A 16,127-nucleotide genomic window follows, 5' to 3' on the forward strand; every position below is an offset into this window, starting at 1 on the left:
CAGTTACTCGAGGAGTTCGACGGCCACGTCGTAGGAGTACTTGAAGTCCTCGTCGAGCTCGTCGCCACGGTAGTACGAAACCAGGCGACGGACCTTCGACTCGGTGTTCTGCAGGGCGCGCTTGTTCTGGTGGTCGAGCGGATGCTCCTCCATGTGCTCGCGGAGGCGCACGGCTCGCTCCATCAGGTTGTACAGGTCCTCGGGCAGCTCCGAGCCAGCGTCGTGCTCGTCGAGGATCTCGGTGACCTTCTTGCCCGTGGCCAGCTTCACGTCCGGGATCGGTGTGCCGGTGACGCCCTCGTCACGCAGCTTCATACCGATCTGGGACGGCTCGTAGCCCTGTTCTGCCAGTTCGACGACGCGGGATTCGATATCCTCGGCGTCGACGTCGCTCCACTCCGGCGGCTCGTCCGTCACGGGTTTGTCCGAACCGGACTGCCCACGACGGCGGGTATGCATTCGTGCCATAGTCTGAGGATAGGAACAACAGACCGCGCGAGACGAATCCAGCCGCCAGTCTGTCGGCACTGGCGCCCGGGAGCACCTCCGCAATCCCAAGCCATCGAAGTCGATGGCGAGTCAGATTTGCGGCCGTGCTGTTCCCGAGAGTCCGTTTCGGCGTCGCGAGTAAAAGGATTGCTACTCGTCCCGCGTGTGACCCCCACTCCCCGACGGAGATTCGAGGGGTTTATCAATACCTCGCGATGTAGGTTTTACTGCGTTCGAGGGCTCGTAGATCAGTGGTAGATCACTCCCTTGGCATGGGAGAGGCCCCGGGTTCAAATCCCGGCGAGTCCATCCAAATTTTACCGGCATGGTTGGTAAAATCCGACAGCGGTAGCGCCACTCTACCTGTCGAAATCGTACGAATTCCCGTTTTCACCGCCGTTTCAGGGAGCTCGGGGAAACTCACATCCAGGCGCGCATCCACGCGCTCCCGCGACGGCTTCGGGGAACTGCCGCTCGACCCGTCTGCTGTGAGACTCGGTTGGGTTCTTCTAATCAGTCCGGAAACGACCGGGGGAACACTATTGACCCTCCTGCCGGAAGGTTAGGAGAGGATTACTCTATGCCCAGTCCCAGTTTACGACGAGGTCTCGCCATCGTTTCAATGTTCTTCACCGGTTCGATGGCAACCGTCTTCTTCGTCGTCAACTCTACTCCCGATTTAACCACGATTCCAGGACTCAGCGGGGTGCTCCACCCGATTGGAATTCTCCTCCTTGCCTTGCTTTACGTCTTCAGATACGTTCGGGACCCACATGCGTCGGAACTCTTCAAAACAGCCGTACTCGGTGCGCTCCTGTTCGGGTCCATCTTCCTCCTCAGTAGCGTTCTCATCATCTGGGGACAGGAAACTCAGGGTGTCCAGCTTGCCACACCGAGAATCATCATCCTCACATCCACAACAGGCGGCGGGCTGTTCGGACTGGTAGTCGGTCACCTGTACGGTCGAGGAAAGATTCATCGCAAGGAAGAGCAATCCCACCGGCAACGGTTAGAAGTCCTGAACCGGGTACTTCGCCACAACATTCGAAACGAACTCAACATCGCACAAGGCAACTTAGAGCTGCTCTCCGAGGAACTCCCAGAATCGGGGACCGATGAACTCCGGACCGCAATCAAGGCGCTCAATCGCCTCGAAACCACCGCCGAACTCGCGAGAAACGCGCAGGAAAATATCGAAGCAGGTGAGACCGGCGAGAGAGACCTGACCAACGATCTTCAGGAAGCTATCGCTGAAGTCAGGGCAACAACCTCCTGCGACCGTTTCACCATAGACATTGCCGAATCGGAACTCAGCGTCACTGCAATTGACGGAGTGAGCGACGCACTCGCCGAACTCATCGAGAACGCCTGTAAGCACGGCAGCGGGGACGTAGAAATCAGTCTCTTCCGGACTGCTGACCGTGGCGTGGTCGAGATTGCGGATGACGGTCCAGGCATCCCGGAACACGAGCTCGAAATCATCGAGTCCGGCGAGGAAACACAGCTCACCCACGCCAGCGGCCTCGGTCTCTGGTTCTCGAACTGGGTCGTCGAGAAGTCGAACGGCGATATCGAGTTCGACACCGACGATGGGACGACGGTGACCCTGTCGTTCAAACTCGGAGAGAAGACCGATCAGAAGCCGATTAGCCGGCTCGAAGACGGAGTCCCGATCACGGGATAGCCGTTCGCTACGAAACAGGTTCTGACACCCTCAGCCGTTCAGAGACCACCGTGCTCGTCATCCCACGACGCCAGAATGATTCCGAGGGCCTCTGGCTGGGAAGGACGATACCCGAGCCGGTCATCCAGTTCGTCCGTCGCTTCGTTCCAGCGGTCGGCTTTCTCACTCCGAAGTGTGATGTCGACTTTGCTCATGGCTTAGAACGGGTGCTTGATGCGCTTTCGGTCTCGACGACCAACTGCAGGTTTCGTCGCGTGCCGTGGTCGAACGACGACCGGAGCGCGCCGCCGGGTCGGCGAGTATGTTTACCAATATCACGGGACATTCGACAGGTAGGCGAAAAGTATACTCCGCCCGGACACGCCTTTCGAAGTATGGGCGGGACCACTGACCGGATCGCGCTGGACCTCCACGTCCACAGCGAGGCGTCCTACGACGGTCACGAACCCGTCGAACTCGTTCTCGAGCACGCGGCCGACATCGGACTCGACGGTGTCGTCATCACGGACCACGACCGCATCGGGGCGTCACGCCAAGCCGCGGAACTGGCGCCGGAGTTCGGCCTCGTCGGCATCCCGGGGGTCGAGGTGTCCACCGAACACGGTCACGTCCTCGCCATCGGCGTCGATGAACGCCCGCCAGCCGGGAAGCCCTTCGGCGAAACCGTCCACCGCATCCGCGAGCTCGGTGGCGCGGCCGTCGTTCCACACCCGTTCCAGCGGACGCGCCACGGCGTCCGGAAGCGCAACGTCACGGACTGCGACGCAATCGAGACGTACAACTCGATGCTGTTCACGGGGTACCAGAACCGTCGCGCGCGACGGTTCGCCAGGGCACGCGGCTACGCGGAGGTCGGCGGGAGCGACGCCCACCACCTCATGAACGTCGGCCGAGCGGTGACTGTCGTGGACCTCGAGGACCACGCCGGCCGGGTCAGTGACGTCGCCACCGAACAGGTCGTCGACGCCCTTCGTGCGGGCCGAACACGCGTCCACGGCATGCGGACGCCGGTCCACCGGAGCACCATCCAGTACGGCGTCGGAGCGAGCCGGAAAGCGGCCTACTTAATCACGTCCCGTCTCCCGTACGTTCGACCGCGACCCCGCGCAGTCGCCGAGTTCATGGCCGAAAACTGAGCGCGACCGGAGTTCCGTTGCCACTGGCGAACCCCGGCAGCCACCGCCAAGATTTATAACTAAATAGGGATAAATTTTAGATAGCTAGTATGAAAATTTATGCTGTCGCCGTGCTGCTCCTGACACAGGCCGTCCTGCCCGGTGCGGTCGTCGCCGCGAACGACGGGCCGACACCCTCCCTCTCGACGCCGAACGAAGCGCCGCTTGCGGAGGCCGGACTGGACCAGCGCGTCCCCCTCGGTCGAACCGTGCTCCTCGACGGACGCGGGTCACGCGACCCCGACGGGACCGTCACCGACTACGAGTGGACGATCACCACCCCGGACGGCTCACAGTTGGTGCCCGACTGCGCGACGTGCCCACGCACCACCTTCGAACCGAACGAAACCGGTACGTACGAGGTCCGGCTGACCGTCACCGACGACGACGGCGCCAGTACCTCGGACTCGATGTTCGTCGAGGTGACGACCGGTACCGGCCCGGCGGTGTCGCTCTCCGGACCGACGACCACCACGACCGGCGCTGGGGCCGAATTCGTCGCCGACGCCCGGGCCGGGAGTACCGAGCTCGACCGCATCGAGTGGCGCGTCGACGGCACCGTCGTCGCGACCAGTGACCTCGACGGCACAGCCGAGAACGCGACCCTGGAAGGGACCTTCCCCAGTCCCGGTGCCTACACCGTCTCGGCACATGTGTTCGACGCCTCCAATCGAAGCGGCTCGGACACGCGACCAGTCTCGGTCACCGGCGTCTCACCGCCAGGGAACGGGACTCCGCCGAACGGAACCACGCCGAACGGCAGCCTGCCAGTGCTCCCCGCCCCCGGAAACCCCGGCGGGCCGAGTAACCCCGGTGGTCCGAGTAACCCCGGCGGACCCGGGACCCCTGGCGGCCCCGGAAACGGCACTGGAAACGTCACCACCCTCGCCGACCAGTACGAACCTGCGGTCCGTGGTCCACAGGTGGTGACCGGGTCCCAACCGCTCCACGCATCGTACCGGATCGGAGACGCCCCACCGGCGACTGCGCTCCAGCGCGTCGTCTGGTTCCGCGGCGCCGGACGGTTCGACAGTGGCGACTCGACCAACCTCGACTGGTCGCCCGGTGACCACCGGCTGTTCGCCATCGTCGACTACGCCGACGGTTCGAGTGATGTCGTGACCTTCCCGAACGACCGAACCCGCGTCGTCGCCGACCCACAGCCTTCGCTCGCGCTCTCCGACCTCACTGCCGCCGGCAGCATCAGCGGAACGTTCACCGCCGGCGACGACTACGGCAACCTCGTCGACGTCGTCGTCGAGGTCGACGGCCAGACCGTCTACGAGCGCCACGCCAGCCGTGCTGGGAGCCGGCCGACGCTCGGTTCCCGCGTCGAGTCGGCGTTCGAGCGTACCGACATCGAGCCGAACTCGACACACGAGGTCGTCGTTCGGGCGACCGACGGCCGTGGACAGACCGCGACGCTACGGCGCGAGGCCGTATCGTCCGGCGAAATCGAGGTCGTGAGAGCGGGCTTCGTGAACACTCCCGTCGACTCGTACCACGAACAGCTCGACCCCGAGCGGTACACGGCACATCACGTTATCGAGGTGCGGTTGAATGGTAATAACCCCGGCTCGATTCAGGCAGATTATAACGTAAGTCCGGGAATTGAGAGACTTTCCCCAGAAGTTCAAACAAGACAAATTAGCCAGCGAGATGGTCGTAGTCACCTCTCTATTCACTCATACTGGGCTGCAAGTAGTCCAAATGATTATCGTGTATCCTATGACGTATTGCCAGGCTCAACAGGTCTAATAGAGGGAGATTCACACTTTACAGTAGAACCGAGTGACCCTGTATTAGTTCTGACAACCCGGACAGCTGGGACAGAACCACGAACCAATAACTGGGGCTTTGTTGTTGATGCATCACAATCATTCGATCCTGACCACACAGTTCTAGATTATGATTGGACTGGCGGGGTAGAAACAGTCGGGGATTCTTCCAAAGTTGGGCAGTTTAGGTCAATAGAGTTGGGTGATTTGGAGGTGGACGACCAGAACGGTGGTTTTAGTGCTCGCAAGTGTTGCTTCCTAGAATACTTCGCACCGCAGATCGAATCAGTCAAACAACTGGATGAGGGCCCATTCAACGCCACGGATACCGTCAGATTCGAGGTCCAAACGGATGATTGGGCCTTCGCGAAGACATTGAATAGCTATGATGTTGGACTATCTTTCGGTTCAGATTCGAGGTATGTCAGTGTATTAGAGGACCAACGAGTATCGCAAGGTTATGATACTGGGGCAAGTGGCTCGGAGCAACGCCAGGAGTTCCAGCGTGCCGTTATCGAAGTACAGGCGGCCGCTCTGTCAAAAGATACTCCACAGCCAACGGTAGCAATATACAACGAAGACCATCCTGAGCGGATTCAATACAACGTTTCCCTCCCGAAAGTTCAGGTAAACAACCAAACAGCGACTGAACAGTTCCGAGACAACGTCAGTATCGATAGCATTGCCTACGTGGTAACTAGAGAGAATGGAACTAGGCAAACCGTAGTCTCGAACCAGGACGAGTTGCAGGTGTATCTCAGAGATGGATATGAGATTATCGAGCAGAATAGACAAACAACGGGTGTGGTGCTCGAATATAGAATTGAAGGCCAAGAGGAACAGGCTTCTCGCATTTCGTTCGGGTCTGCAGAGGAACGGGCGAATTATATCCGCAATAATCAGGACGCGCGTGCTGCTGGCTCACGAGTTCAGACTACCATGCAGACGCGGACTGATTATCTTTGGCGAAACCATCGGTCCGGTAGTGGTACGTTCACCGGTGAGATCAGACAACATACAGTTCCTGCCCAGACACGCACCCTTCGAGAGTATGCAACACAAGTCCGTCGGACTCAAACAGTCACCGAAACGGTCCGTAAGCCTTACCAAAGAACGATAGAGAGGACCGTCGAACGAACGGTCACCCAGTGCAATCGAATAGTCGGGTGTTACGAGTCTACCGTCAGGGATAGGATTACTGAAACAATCACCCAGTATCGTAATGTCACGACGACCCGAGAAGAAGTCTCGTGGGAGCAGTCGACGTACTGGAGTACGCACGCCCACTCCGCCGGTGACTCGACCACTGGCCGCACGAGGCAGGTCGTCGTACAAGAGTCACGGCAGATAGTGCAGTACCAATTTGCTATCCAAGCCCGTGAACAAGTCACTAGAGAGACGTTTTTTGCGGTTCGGAGCCAGTCTGAAACCACCGAAGGGTGGGAGCAACTTCGAACCGTCGAGGATCAAGTGGAGGCCCGGAAGCTCGCTAAGCAGGAGGGAATCAGAATTGGTGAGGTGAATCAGCAGCAGTCGTGGGTGGTCGCGTCAAACGGTTCGACGACCGAGGTTGTCTCGGAGTATGAAGATTCGTCCAACGTTGTAGAGACCGTTGCTTTTGTTACTGGAGAAATAAAAGAAAGAAGATTTAATCCAGTTTCAGGAGAGACTGAAATCATGACTGTTGGTACGTTCCGAGAAGAGATTAGACGGGAAGGTAATGTTGACATATACTACTTAGTTGAGGCCGCAAAAAATCAGGAATCAGATTGCTCAGAAGGTGAGTTCTGTGAGAATTAAGAGACTACTTCTCGTAATCGCTGTACTTTCGCTAATAATCAATTCCGGATTCGTAGCTTCAGGAAGCGATAATGGCTCATTTACAACTGCCAATCCTGTTTCTGATCGTACACTTGAATCAGATAAGGGAGTTACATACACAGTTGGTTTCAATCCAAGTAGCCTGGTATTAAATATCTCTGCTCACAATCCAAATGAAGATTCTGTCAGCTCTTGGCTTGATATCGAAATTGACAGAACGACGGTTAGGAATGGAGAGTTCAACATATCTGGACATGGAACTAAAAACATGTCCTATAACCTATCGAGTTCAGTGACAGCCAATCAAGACCAGCACCGGCTTCGGGTCGGGACCGTGGGTGATTTAACCACGTATGAGTTCGAGTTGAACCCAAACTCACTCAGTGGTATACCCTTGCCCAAGATCGAGAACGTTGAAGTTACGAGGGCCACGCTTGACGGCGAGGAGACGACAGCACTCAGAATCACAGTCAGAAACGAAGCCAACGTTCAGTACCTGACTGACATTCGAGTCACGACACTCGAAACCAATTTCCGCCCAACTAGTGGTCGAGTCCCGATCGAGGAGAACCGACGCACGGTTCTCGTTCCCCTCGACGAAGAGCCCGAGATGGTTGTCGCTGGCGAGGTCAGGCTGTACACGGGGTGGGTTCACAACGAGTCCCGAATCTCGGATCAGGTCGAGTTCGAGGGGACGGTCGACGGCGAGACGGAGGTGTGGGACCGCGAGTTCGAGCCGATCCAGATCGATTACGCGAACCGGGACGTGGAGGAGTATCAGTACCGGAACGCGACGGTGAAGGCGAAGAACGACGAGATCTGGCGTGAGCGGCTGAAGCCGGTTGCGGCAGTGGCGGGTGTGATGCTGGTCGGTATCCTGCTCGTGGTGTCGCTGCTCTCGCGGCGTCGGTAGTCAGAGCTGTTTCCGGACGAGCCGGGCGATCTCGTCGACGTCGTACTCGTCCTCGCTCTTGTCGAAGATGGTCTGCCCGTCGACGCTGACGGTGAAGACGCCGTGGTCGCCAGTTCGGAGTGTGACGCTGTCGAGCTGGTCGCCGAAGCTCGAGAGGAGGACGTGCTGGACGTCTTCGGCGCGGTTGAGGAAGCCACACGGAACGCAGTACTCGATTTCGACGTCGGTCATGGAGGACGCTTCGAACCGCCGGTGGAAAAGCGACGGGGTGTGCGGGAGTACTCAGTCGGAGCCGTAGGTCTCCGCGAGCGCATCGAGTGCGTCGTGGTGTTCGGTTGTGTGTGGTGCGGTGAGCGGGGAGACGCTGATGTGCCCATCGACCACGGCGCGGCGGTCAGTGCCCTCCGGGTCGGGGATCTCGCCCGCGGCCATGCGTTCCCAGACGCGGTCGTGGAGGGAGGCGATGCCGTTGTCGACCGTCGCGTCCATGTCGTACATGTGCGACGGCCGCGTGATCTCGATGTCACCGGTGCAGTAGTCGGGGACCGGTGCGTTGAGGTTGAGGTAGTCGGCGTTGTCGAACACGCCAGCGCCGAGGGCGTGTTCAACGAGGTACGTTGTGGCGCGGGTCGCCTCGTCGTACTTCGACTCGGGGACGTCGACGTCGGTCCACTCGCGGTCCTCGTCGGGGTCGATGGGGACGTACAGGGAGGCTGCGATGGCGGGCACGCCGAAGAAGGCGGCTTCGACGGCGGCACTGACGGTGCCGGAGCGGCCGAGGACGTAGTGGCCGAGGTTCGCGCCCTTGTTGCAGCCGGAGACGACCAGGTCGGGGTCGGGACAGATGGACTGGAGGCCGGCGACGACGCAGTCCGCGGGAGTGCCTTCGATGGCGTAGCCGAGTTCGTGCTCGGCGATATCGACGGTGCTCGAGATGGCGCGACCGACGGCGCTCTGGTCGGTCGCGGGCGCGACGGCAGTGACGTCGCCGAGTTCCGAGAGGGAGTCGTAGAGGGTCTTGAACCCCGGACTCTCGATGCCGTCGTCGTTGGTGAGGAGGATGTCGAGGTCGTCGTCCATGCGAGGTGGCTCGGAGTGGGCGGCCAAAAGGCCACCGTTCGGGGAACTACGAGGGCGGTGTTGGCGGCGCTGGGTGGGGGTCAGTCCGCGTTCGTCGGGTGCAGCCCGCCGGTATCGGGCGCTCGCTCCGCCGACGTGAGGTAGCACTGCGGGTCGGGTGCGAAGGGGTCGTCGTGGACCGCGAGCGACCGGAGCGGCGAGCCACCCTTGCAGATGTCGGCGTACTGGCAGTCGGTGCAGCGTCCCTGGAGTCTGTCGTCGCGGGTCCGGAGCGCGTTCACGAGCGGGTTCGAGTCGTCCTCCCAGATGGCACCGAAGGAACGGTCGCGAACGTTGCCGAGGCTGTAGGACTGCCAGAACTGGTTGAGGTGGACGTTGCCCTGGTAGTCGATGTCGGCGACGCGCTCGCCGGCGGGGTCCCCGCCGTTGGTCTCGAGATACCGGCGGACAGTCCGGGCGCGTTCCTCGCTCATCTCGCGGCGGGCGTACTCCGTGATGTAGCCGGCGTCGGCGTAGTTCCCGACGAGGAGCGTCTCTATCTCGTGGCCGTCCTCGTGGTATGCCCGGGTGAGGTCACAGACCTCGCGGACCGCTTCTCGTCGCTCCGCAGTCGAGAGGTCTGTGTCCGAGATGTCGGCGCCTCGGCCGCCGTAGGCGAGGTGGTAGAAGCAGAAGCGGTCGAGCCCGGTGTCGGCGAGCAGGTCGACGATGTCGCGCAGGTCGTCGCGGTTATGCTGCGTGATGGTGTACCGGAGGCCGGTCTTCAGCCCGGCATCGAGGCAGTGCTCGATGCCGCGAACGGCGGCGTCGAACGCGCCGTCCTGCCCGCGGAAGTGGTCGTTCGTCTCGGCCATCCCGTCGACGGAGATGCCGGCGTAGGCGAGACCGGCGTCGGCGAGCTGCTGGGCGCGTTCCGCGGTGATGAGCGTCCCGTTCGTCGAGAGGACGGGGCGGAGCCCCACGTCGGCGGCGTAGTCGACGAGCTCGACGAGGTCGGGTCTGACGAGAGGTTCCCCACCGGAGAACAGGACGACTGGCACGCCGTAGTCCGCGAGGTCGTCGAGCAGCCGTTTCCCCTCTCGGGTCGAGAACTCGCCGTCGGCCCCGCTGTCGCAGGCACTCGCGTAGCAGTGCTCGCAGTAGAGGTTGCACCCGCGCGTCGTGTTCCAGACGACGACCGGCCGACGCTGTTTCTCCTCGGAGATCTGTTCCGTGTCCGATTCGTTGGCGGCGTCGTACCGGAGGCCGTCGCCCTCGGCGTCGAGCCCGCACAGGAGCTTCGAGACGGATATCATGGTTCGGTGGTCAGTCGCCCGCGGCGCTCGCGGCTTCGTCCAGCGTCGTCGGGGTGAAGCGGTGCACCGCGTCGGCAGGGCAGAGCCAGATATCGTCGGCGGTGAACGAGAACAGCGTAGCTGCCTGCTCGTAGGCGAGGTCCCAGGTCTCCGCCGTGACACTCCCGACGTGTCGCATCGGGTCGGTACTGGCCTCCCGGACGAAGACCTCCCACTCCGAGCCGTCGGTCGCGCGCGGTGCGTCGCTGACGCGTCGTCGGTCCTCCACTGGCATACCCACCGCTTGGACGTCGACTTAAAAGCCAGCCTCGCAGATTTTCAGCACGTGGGAATGGTGGTGGACGTGTTCGGTTGGACGGTGGTCCGACAGCCTCAGACCGGTTTCGGAATCCGGTCGACGACGGTCTCCTCGTCGACGACGAGGTTGTAGGCGTCCTCGTCGTCGTTCCGGAGGGCGAGCACGCCGTCGAACGCCAGGAGGTCGCCGTAGTCGGCGGTCGCGAGGGCTACGTTCCCGGCCGTTTCGCGCACGAGGACGGCGTAGTTGTCGTCGTCCTCGGAGCCGTCGCTGATCTTGAACAGCGGGTTGGCATCGCGGTCGTCGGGCGAGAGGTCGTGGGAGAGCTTCGCCGCGAGGAGGTCGATGCGGTTCGACACGTGGTCGTCCATATCGGCCATCTTCGCGTAGGTGTTCGCCGACGGGGTCACGTCGAGGAGGCGTTCCCCGTCGTGCCGGAGGATGCTGTAGGAGAACTGGACGTCGACGTTGACGAACTCGCCGTCGGCGGGCTCGCTGTCGGCGCCTGCGTCGGCACCCCGTGTGGCGTCGAGCCGACGCTGGAACGCGGGGACGGCAACGTCCGGCCGCACGTCGAACGACCAGCCGCGGTCGGTCGGGCTCTCGCTCGGCCAGAGACGGACCGTCGGGGAGTACACCGTGGGAGCGTCGTCCTCGGCACCGCCGCCGGCCGCCACACCGTCTGCAACGGCCCGCTCCAGCTCCCGGAGCCCGATGCTCGTGTTCCGGTCGGCGGGGGCGAGCGCGAGGAGCGAGCCGTCGTCGGCGACGTGGTCGAGGTAGCGTCGGAGGACCGACTCGGGGTCGTCGAGCTCGTTGAGCACGTTCGCGAACAGTACGATGTCGTACTTGCCCTCGGGGGCGACCGCCTCGGCGGTCGTTCCGTGGACGGTAGTGTGGAAGTTCGGGCCGGTTTCGTCGAGCAGTGCCTCGAGCACCTCGGTCGCGGCACTGGGTTCGACGGCGTGGTAGTCCACGAGTGCGTCGTCGGGCAGGTAGTCGTGGATGCCCAGCGCGGGGCCGCCGACGCCGGCTCCGACGTCGAGGACGCGGAGCTTCCGGGGCAGGAGGCGCTTCGCGACGAGGTCGTTCAGGACGTACTGGACCGCCGCGTAGAAGTCCGGCAGGTGGTAGATGGCGTAGCCGAGTGCGACGTCCGCGTCGTACTGGACGTTCCGTCGCTGGTAGTAGTCGTCTTTGAACCGTCTGATGGTTCCCCGCAGCTGGTCGCCCGAGTCGCCGGTCGCCCACTCGTAGCCGTAGCGCTCCATCAGCAGCTCGTCGAGCGCGTCGGCGTAGGTGTCGGGGAGTGCCTCGACGACCTCGACGGGTGCCTCGACGGGCCGGTCGGAGACGGGGACGAAGGTGCCGTCGTCGCACTCGACGAGCCCCAGCGCGACGGCCTCCTCGCGGAGCACCTGTCGGACGACGGCTGGATGGGGCTGACCGGTGACGTACTCGCAGATCTCTTCGGGGTCGATCGGACGGACGTTCCGGAGGTACTTCGCGTTCGAGACGACGGCCTCCCTGTCGACCATCGTCAGGCACCTCCCTGACCGTCCTGGTCGGTCGCGTCGGCCTGTAGCCGTTCGTACAGCCCTTCGAACTCGGCTCGGTCCGCGTCGGCGAGTCGGTCAGCGGTCGCCGCGACCGCCGCCGCGCCGTCGAACCGCGACTGGATGTCGGCGTAGACGTGGCCGTCGCCGTCAGTCACCCGCTCGACGAGCGCCTGGAGGTCGGCCGAGACCGGCGTGTGGAACCGCTCGTCCACGGGCTCGGCGGCGAGCCCGTACGCGAGCACCGCTGCGTGGGTGCTCGCCTGGACGGTCTCCATCGCCTCGTCGTGTTCGTCGGCGGTCGTCTCGAAGATGTCGTTGCCCGCATCGGCGAGCGCAGAACGGACAGCGTCGACCCGCGGCCCGGGTTCGTCGGTGACGGCCGCGATTCGCCCCGGCGCGCTCGACGGCGCGAACAGGGGATGGAGACTCATCCGTTCCAGCGCGGCGCCGTGGTCTCGCATCGCGGACAGCGGGGCCGTCATCTCACCGGTCACGTCGACCAGCGCGTGTTCGGCGCGGTCGGCCTGTGCGGCGATCACCTCGGCCACGACGGGCATCGGCACGGCGAAGCAGACCACGTCGTAGGTGTCGGTGTCGTCGAGAGCGGTGGTCGTGTCGCCGACGGCTGCCGCCGCCGCCCGCGCGGCAGCCGGGTCCGTATCGGCGAAGGCGACCGTTCCGTCGAGTGCGTCGGCCAGCCAGCGGCCCATCGAGCCGGCTCCGACGACGAGTGTTCGCATCGCTACCGGGTAGCGAACCGGCGGGCAAAAGGGGTTCGGTCGGCCTCAGAAGAAGCCCGCGTAGTAGAACAGGCCGATGGTCAGCACGACGAGCAAACCGATGCTTATCATCAGCCAGTTGAACGCGCCCTCGGGGCTCATGGCGGAGAGGTTCATGTTCCGGATTTCCCCAAGCGAGGTTTTAAAACTGTTTATCCGGGGTCGCCGGGCTAGTCGACGACGAGCTCGACCGGGTAGTCGACGAGGTTCTCGTAGCCGTCCTCGGTGACGACGACGATGTCCTCGATGCGGACGCCACCCACCGCGGGGTCGTACAGGCCGGGCTCGATGGTGATGATGTGGCCAGCCTGCAGCTCCTCGCCGTCACGGGAGACGGACGGTCCCTCGTGGACGTCGAGCCCGACGCCGTGGCCGGTCGAGTGGATGAAGCCGGTCTCGGTGCCGGGGTCTGTGAAGATGGTCGGGTAGCCGGCGTCCCGGTAGACGTCGACGACCGCCTGGTTCACCGCGTCGCCCGTCGCGCCCGCCTCGACGACGTCGAGTGCCGCCCGCCGGGCCTCGTCTGTCACCTCGTACCACTCGCGCTGCGTCTCGGACGGCTCGCCCTTCAGGAACGTCCGGGTCATGTCCGAGTGGTACTTCGACGCCTTGTCCTTCGGGAAGATGTCGACGATGACGAACTCGTTCGCGTGGATTGGACCGCTGCCGCGGTCGTGCGGGTCGGCGGCGTCCTCCCCGCAGGCGACGATGGTCTCGTCCAGCGCGCAGTCGTTGCGCAGCAGGCTGATCTCGATCTCCTGTTTCACGAACTCGCAGGTGAGCACCTCGCCGTCGGGCCGGTGGAGGACGCCGTCCTCGTCGACGCTCGCCTCGGCGACGAGCTCCTCTGCCCGGGCCATCGCGGCCTCGTTCGCGCGCTGGGCCGACCGGACGTTGTCGACCTCCTCGTCGGTCTTCACCGCGCGGATGTCGCCGACGATACCCTCGTCGTCGGGGACGACGGAGACGCCCTGGTTCCGGAGCCCGTCCGCCGCCCCCACGGGGAAGTCCCGACCGACGGCCACCGACTCACAGCCGAGGTCCGCGAGGAACTCGGCCTGGACGAGCTCGGTCGCCTTCTCGGCGCTGTGCTCGCGTCGTTTCTCCTGCAGTCCGTAGTCGGTGAGCCGTGCGACCCGGTCGAGCCGGCCCTCCTTCTTGGCCCGGCCGTACTCCAGCGACGAGACGAGCGCCGCCGTCTCGTCGGGTGTGTACACCGCGAAGAACGGATCGGGCGCGCCGAAGCCGGTCAGGTAGTAGCAGTCCGAGTTCGACTCGTCGTCGTAGAAGGCGTAGCCGTCGAGCTCCTGCTCGTCGAGGAAGTCGTCCAGTTCGGAGCGGTCCATACCGCGACAGTCCCCCGCAGCGAGTAAAAACCGTCCGGTTGGGGAACTGGACGGACGGGAGGGCCATCGGTCCGGCCTACCCGAGTACCGCCACGTCGACCCGGTGTTCCCCCGCCGGCGTCGACAGCGAAACCTCGTTCACGAGGTGTCTCGTGACAGCCTCGCGCCACTCCTCGACAGCCGTCACGTGCCGCTCGTGGTGCGTCTCGACGTCGTACTCGCCTTCGGGCTCCGTGTCGACCGCCCGCGGATAGGGCGGGGCGTCGTCGTCGACCAGCCGGGACGGCGGGACGTGGAACGCACCGGTCCCCTCGTCGCGGCCCTCCGTGGTCCCGTCCGCGCCGATACGGTGGATTCGGGCGCGCATCCGGCCGTTGAACGGCGGCGTGACCCGGAGCACAGTCTCGGTCCCCTGCTCGCATGCCTCCAGGGCGGCGAGTACGTCGCTGGCGTGGATCGCGAGCGACCGGATCGCCGTCGGGTCGTCGTCCTCGCTCACGTCCGCACACTGGGTGGCGTCGAACTTGAGTAGTTCGCCGACGGTAATCTCACCGCTGTCGGTACGCTCATACCACGACCGCCCCACGACCGGGTATGGACGTCTCCATCTCGCCTTCGACGGTCGACGGAACCGCCAGGGCACCACCCTCCAAGAGCTACACCCACCGGGCTATCCTCGCGGCGGGGTACGCCGAGGGAGCCGTCGTGACGGACCCGCTGCTCAGCGCCGACACGCGAGCGACGGCCCGCGCCGTCGAGGCGTTCGGGGGGACGGTCGAGATAGCTGCCGACGAGAGCCGTCTGGAGGTCGACGGCTTCGACGGGTCCCCGGCAGTGCCCGCTGACGTGGTCGACTGTGCGAACAGCGGGACGACGATGCGACTCGTCGCGGCCGCTGCCGGCCTGGTGGACGGGACGACGGTCCTCACCGGGGACGAGTCGCTCCGGTCCCGGCCGCAGGGCCCACTGCTCGACGCCATCGCCGACCTCGGTGGGCGGGGCGAGAGCACGCGCCGGAACGGGCAGGCTCCGCTCGTCGTCACCGGCCCCATCGCCGGCGGCACCGTCGCAATCCCCGGCGACGTCTCCTCGCAGTACGTCACCGCCCTGCTCATGGCCGGGGCGAACACCGACGGGGGCATCCGGGTCGACCTCGAGACCGAGCTGAAGTCCGCTCCGTACGTCGACATCACGCTGGACGTGCTGGACGCGTTCGGCGTCGAGGCCGAGCGGACGGCCGACGGCTTCGCGGTCGAGGGCGGTCAGCGGTACGACGCGGGCGGCGAGTACGCGGTCCCCGGAGACTTCTCCTCGCTCTCGTACCTGCTTGCGGCCGGGGCCATCGCGGCCCCCGACGGGCTCACGCTCGAAGGAGCAGTGCCGAGCGCGCAGGGGGACACCGCCATCGTCGACATCGTCGAGCGCATGGGCGCGACGGTCGACTGGGACCGCGAGGCAGGCACCATCCACGTCTCGCAGTCGCCGCTCTCCGGAGTCACGGTCGACGTGGGCGATACGCCGGATCTCCTGCCGACCATCGCCGCGCTCGGGGCCGTCGCAGACGGCGAGACGCGAATCGAGAACGTCGAGCACGTCCGCTACAAGGAGACGGACCGCGTGAGCGCGATGGCGGAGGAGCTCGCGAAACTCGGCGCGACCGTCACCGAACACGAGGACGAACTGGTCGTCCACGGCGACGAGAGCGACCTGGTCGGGGCACGTGTCGACGGCCGCAAGGACCATCGTATCGTGATGGCGCTGTCGGTGGCGGGGCTCGTCGCCGCCGGTGGGACGACCGTCGAGGGCAACGAGCACGTCGACGTCTCCTTCCCGGACTTCTTCGACGTGCTCGCCGATCTCGGAACGACCGTGCGCCGCTGACCCACACGACCAGGGGCTCTTTTTGACTG

15 protein-coding genes and 1 tRNA gene are annotated in these 16,127 nt (G+C 63.8%); 6 read left to right on the forward strand and 10 right to left on the reverse strand.

Annotated features, from left to right (window positions below; translation table 11 throughout):
- Nucleotides 1-3: 3 nt before the first annotated feature.
- Nucleotides 4-468, reverse strand: coding sequence for a 30S ribosomal protein S15 (locus BLT27_RS09015; RefSeq protein ID WP_089733054.1), 465 nt, complete (start codon nucleotides 466-468; stop codon nucleotides 4-6).
- Nucleotides 469-726: 258 nt separating this feature from the next.
- On the opposite strand from BLT27_RS09015, the gene BLT27_RS09020 reads away from it, so the two are divergent.
- Nucleotides 727-798, forward strand: a tRNA-Ala gene (locus tag BLT27_RS09020).
- Between the two features lie 313 nt (nucleotides 799-1,111).
- The gene (locus tag BLT27_RS09025) at nucleotides 1,112-2,173 is read left to right on the forward strand and encodes a sensor histidine kinase (RefSeq protein ID WP_175526419.1); all 1,062 of its coding nucleotides are present in this window, start codon (nucleotides 1,112-1,114) and stop codon (nucleotides 2,171-2,173) included.
- Between the two features lie 38 nt (nucleotides 2,174-2,211).
- Here the strand turns inward: BLT27_RS09025 and BLT27_RS19725 are convergent, their stop codons facing one another.
- The gene (locus BLT27_RS19725; RefSeq protein ID WP_175526420.1) at nucleotides 2,212-2,367 is read right to left on the reverse strand and encodes a hypothetical protein; all 156 of its coding nucleotides are present in this window, start codon (nucleotides 2,365-2,367) and stop codon (nucleotides 2,212-2,214) included.
- Nucleotides 2,368-2,547: 180 nt separating this feature from the next.
- Here BLT27_RS19725 and BLT27_RS09030 point away from each other — a divergent pair, with 180 nt between their 5' ends.
- The 3 genes from BLT27_RS09030 to BLT27_RS19085 all read left to right on the forward strand — a co-directional run bounded on the left by BLT27_RS09030 (nucleotide 2,548) and on the right by BLT27_RS19085 (nucleotide 7,860).
- A complete protein-coding gene (locus BLT27_RS09030) occupies nucleotides 2,548-3,309 on the forward strand; it encodes a CehA/McbA family metallohydrolase (RefSeq protein WP_089733058.1) in 762 nt (253 codons plus the stop codon).
- Between the two features lie 110 nt (nucleotides 3,310-3,419).
- Nucleotides 3,420-6,926: a PKD domain-containing protein gene (locus BLT27_RS09035; protein WP_175526421.1), complete on the forward strand. Its 3,507-nt coding sequence runs from the start codon at nucleotides 3,420-3,422 to the stop codon at nucleotides 6,924-6,926.
- A 415-nt stretch (nucleotides 6,927-7,341) separates the two neighbouring features.
- Nucleotides 7,342-7,860, forward strand: a complete 519-nt coding sequence (locus BLT27_RS19085) for a hypothetical protein (protein ID WP_139172286.1) — start codon at nucleotides 7,342-7,344, stop codon at nucleotides 7,858-7,860.
- Here the strand turns inward: BLT27_RS19085 and BLT27_RS09045 are convergent, their stop codons facing one another.
- From BLT27_RS09045 to BLT27_RS09080, 8 genes are all read right to left on the reverse strand, one after another.
- Nucleotides 7,861-8,091: an Rdx family protein gene (locus BLT27_RS09045; RefSeq protein WP_089733064.1), complete on the reverse strand. Its 231-nt coding sequence runs from the start codon at nucleotides 8,089-8,091 to the stop codon at nucleotides 7,861-7,863. It lies immediately after the preceding gene.
- A 51-nt stretch (nucleotides 8,092-8,142) separates the two neighbouring features.
- Nucleotides 8,143-8,940: a 5'/3'-nucleotidase SurE gene (gene surE / locus BLT27_RS09050; RefSeq protein ID WP_089733066.1), complete on the reverse strand. Its 798-nt coding sequence runs from the start codon at nucleotides 8,938-8,940 to the stop codon at nucleotides 8,143-8,145.
- 80 nt (nucleotides 8,941-9,020) lie between these two features.
- Nucleotides 9,021-10,235, reverse strand: a complete 1,215-nt coding sequence (locus tag BLT27_RS09055) for a TIGR04347 family pseudo-SAM/SPASM protein (RefSeq protein WP_089733068.1) — start codon at nucleotides 10,233-10,235, stop codon at nucleotides 9,021-9,023.
- A gap of 10 nt (nucleotides 10,236-10,245) precedes the next feature.
- Nucleotides 10,246-10,509, reverse strand: coding sequence for an Htur_1727 family rSAM-partnered candidate RiPP (locus BLT27_RS09060; protein WP_089733070.1), 264 nt, complete (start codon nucleotides 10,507-10,509; stop codon nucleotides 10,246-10,248).
- 98 nt (nucleotides 10,510-10,607) lie between these two features.
- Complete coding sequence (locus tag BLT27_RS09065; RefSeq protein WP_089733072.1) at nucleotides 10,608-12,071, reverse strand: small ribosomal subunit Rsm22 family protein; 1,464 nt, start codon at nucleotides 12,069-12,071, stop codon at nucleotides 10,608-10,610.
- A gap of 2 nt (nucleotides 12,072-12,073) precedes the next feature.
- Nucleotides 12,074-12,832, reverse strand: a complete 759-nt coding sequence (locus BLT27_RS09070) for a prephenate dehydrogenase/arogenate dehydrogenase family protein (protein ID WP_089733074.1) — start codon at nucleotides 12,830-12,832, stop codon at nucleotides 12,074-12,076.
- 209 nt (nucleotides 12,833-13,041) lie between these two features.
- Nucleotides 13,042-14,217, reverse strand: a complete 1,176-nt coding sequence (locus BLT27_RS09075; protein WP_089733076.1) for a M24 family metallopeptidase — start codon at nucleotides 14,215-14,217, stop codon at nucleotides 13,042-13,044.
- A 76-nt stretch (nucleotides 14,218-14,293) separates the two neighbouring features.
- The gene (locus BLT27_RS09080; RefSeq protein WP_089733161.1) at nucleotides 14,294-14,716 is read right to left on the reverse strand and encodes a DUF8009 family protein; all 423 of its coding nucleotides are present in this window, start codon (nucleotides 14,714-14,716) and stop codon (nucleotides 14,294-14,296) included.
- Nucleotides 14,717-14,811: 95 nt separating this feature from the next.
- Here BLT27_RS09080 and aroA point away from each other — a divergent pair, with 95 nt between their 5' ends.
- Nucleotides 14,812-16,098: a 3-phosphoshikimate 1-carboxyvinyltransferase gene (gene aroA / locus BLT27_RS09085; protein WP_089733078.1), complete on the forward strand. Its 1,287-nt coding sequence runs from the start codon at nucleotides 14,812-14,814 to the stop codon at nucleotides 16,096-16,098.
- Nucleotides 16,099-16,127 lie beyond the last annotated feature (29 nt).

It is taken from the genome of Haloarchaeobius iranensis, assembly GCF_900103505.1.
Classification (GTDB): domain Archaea; phylum Halobacteriota; class Halobacteria; order Halobacteriales; family Natrialbaceae; genus Haloarchaeobius; species Haloarchaeobius iranensis.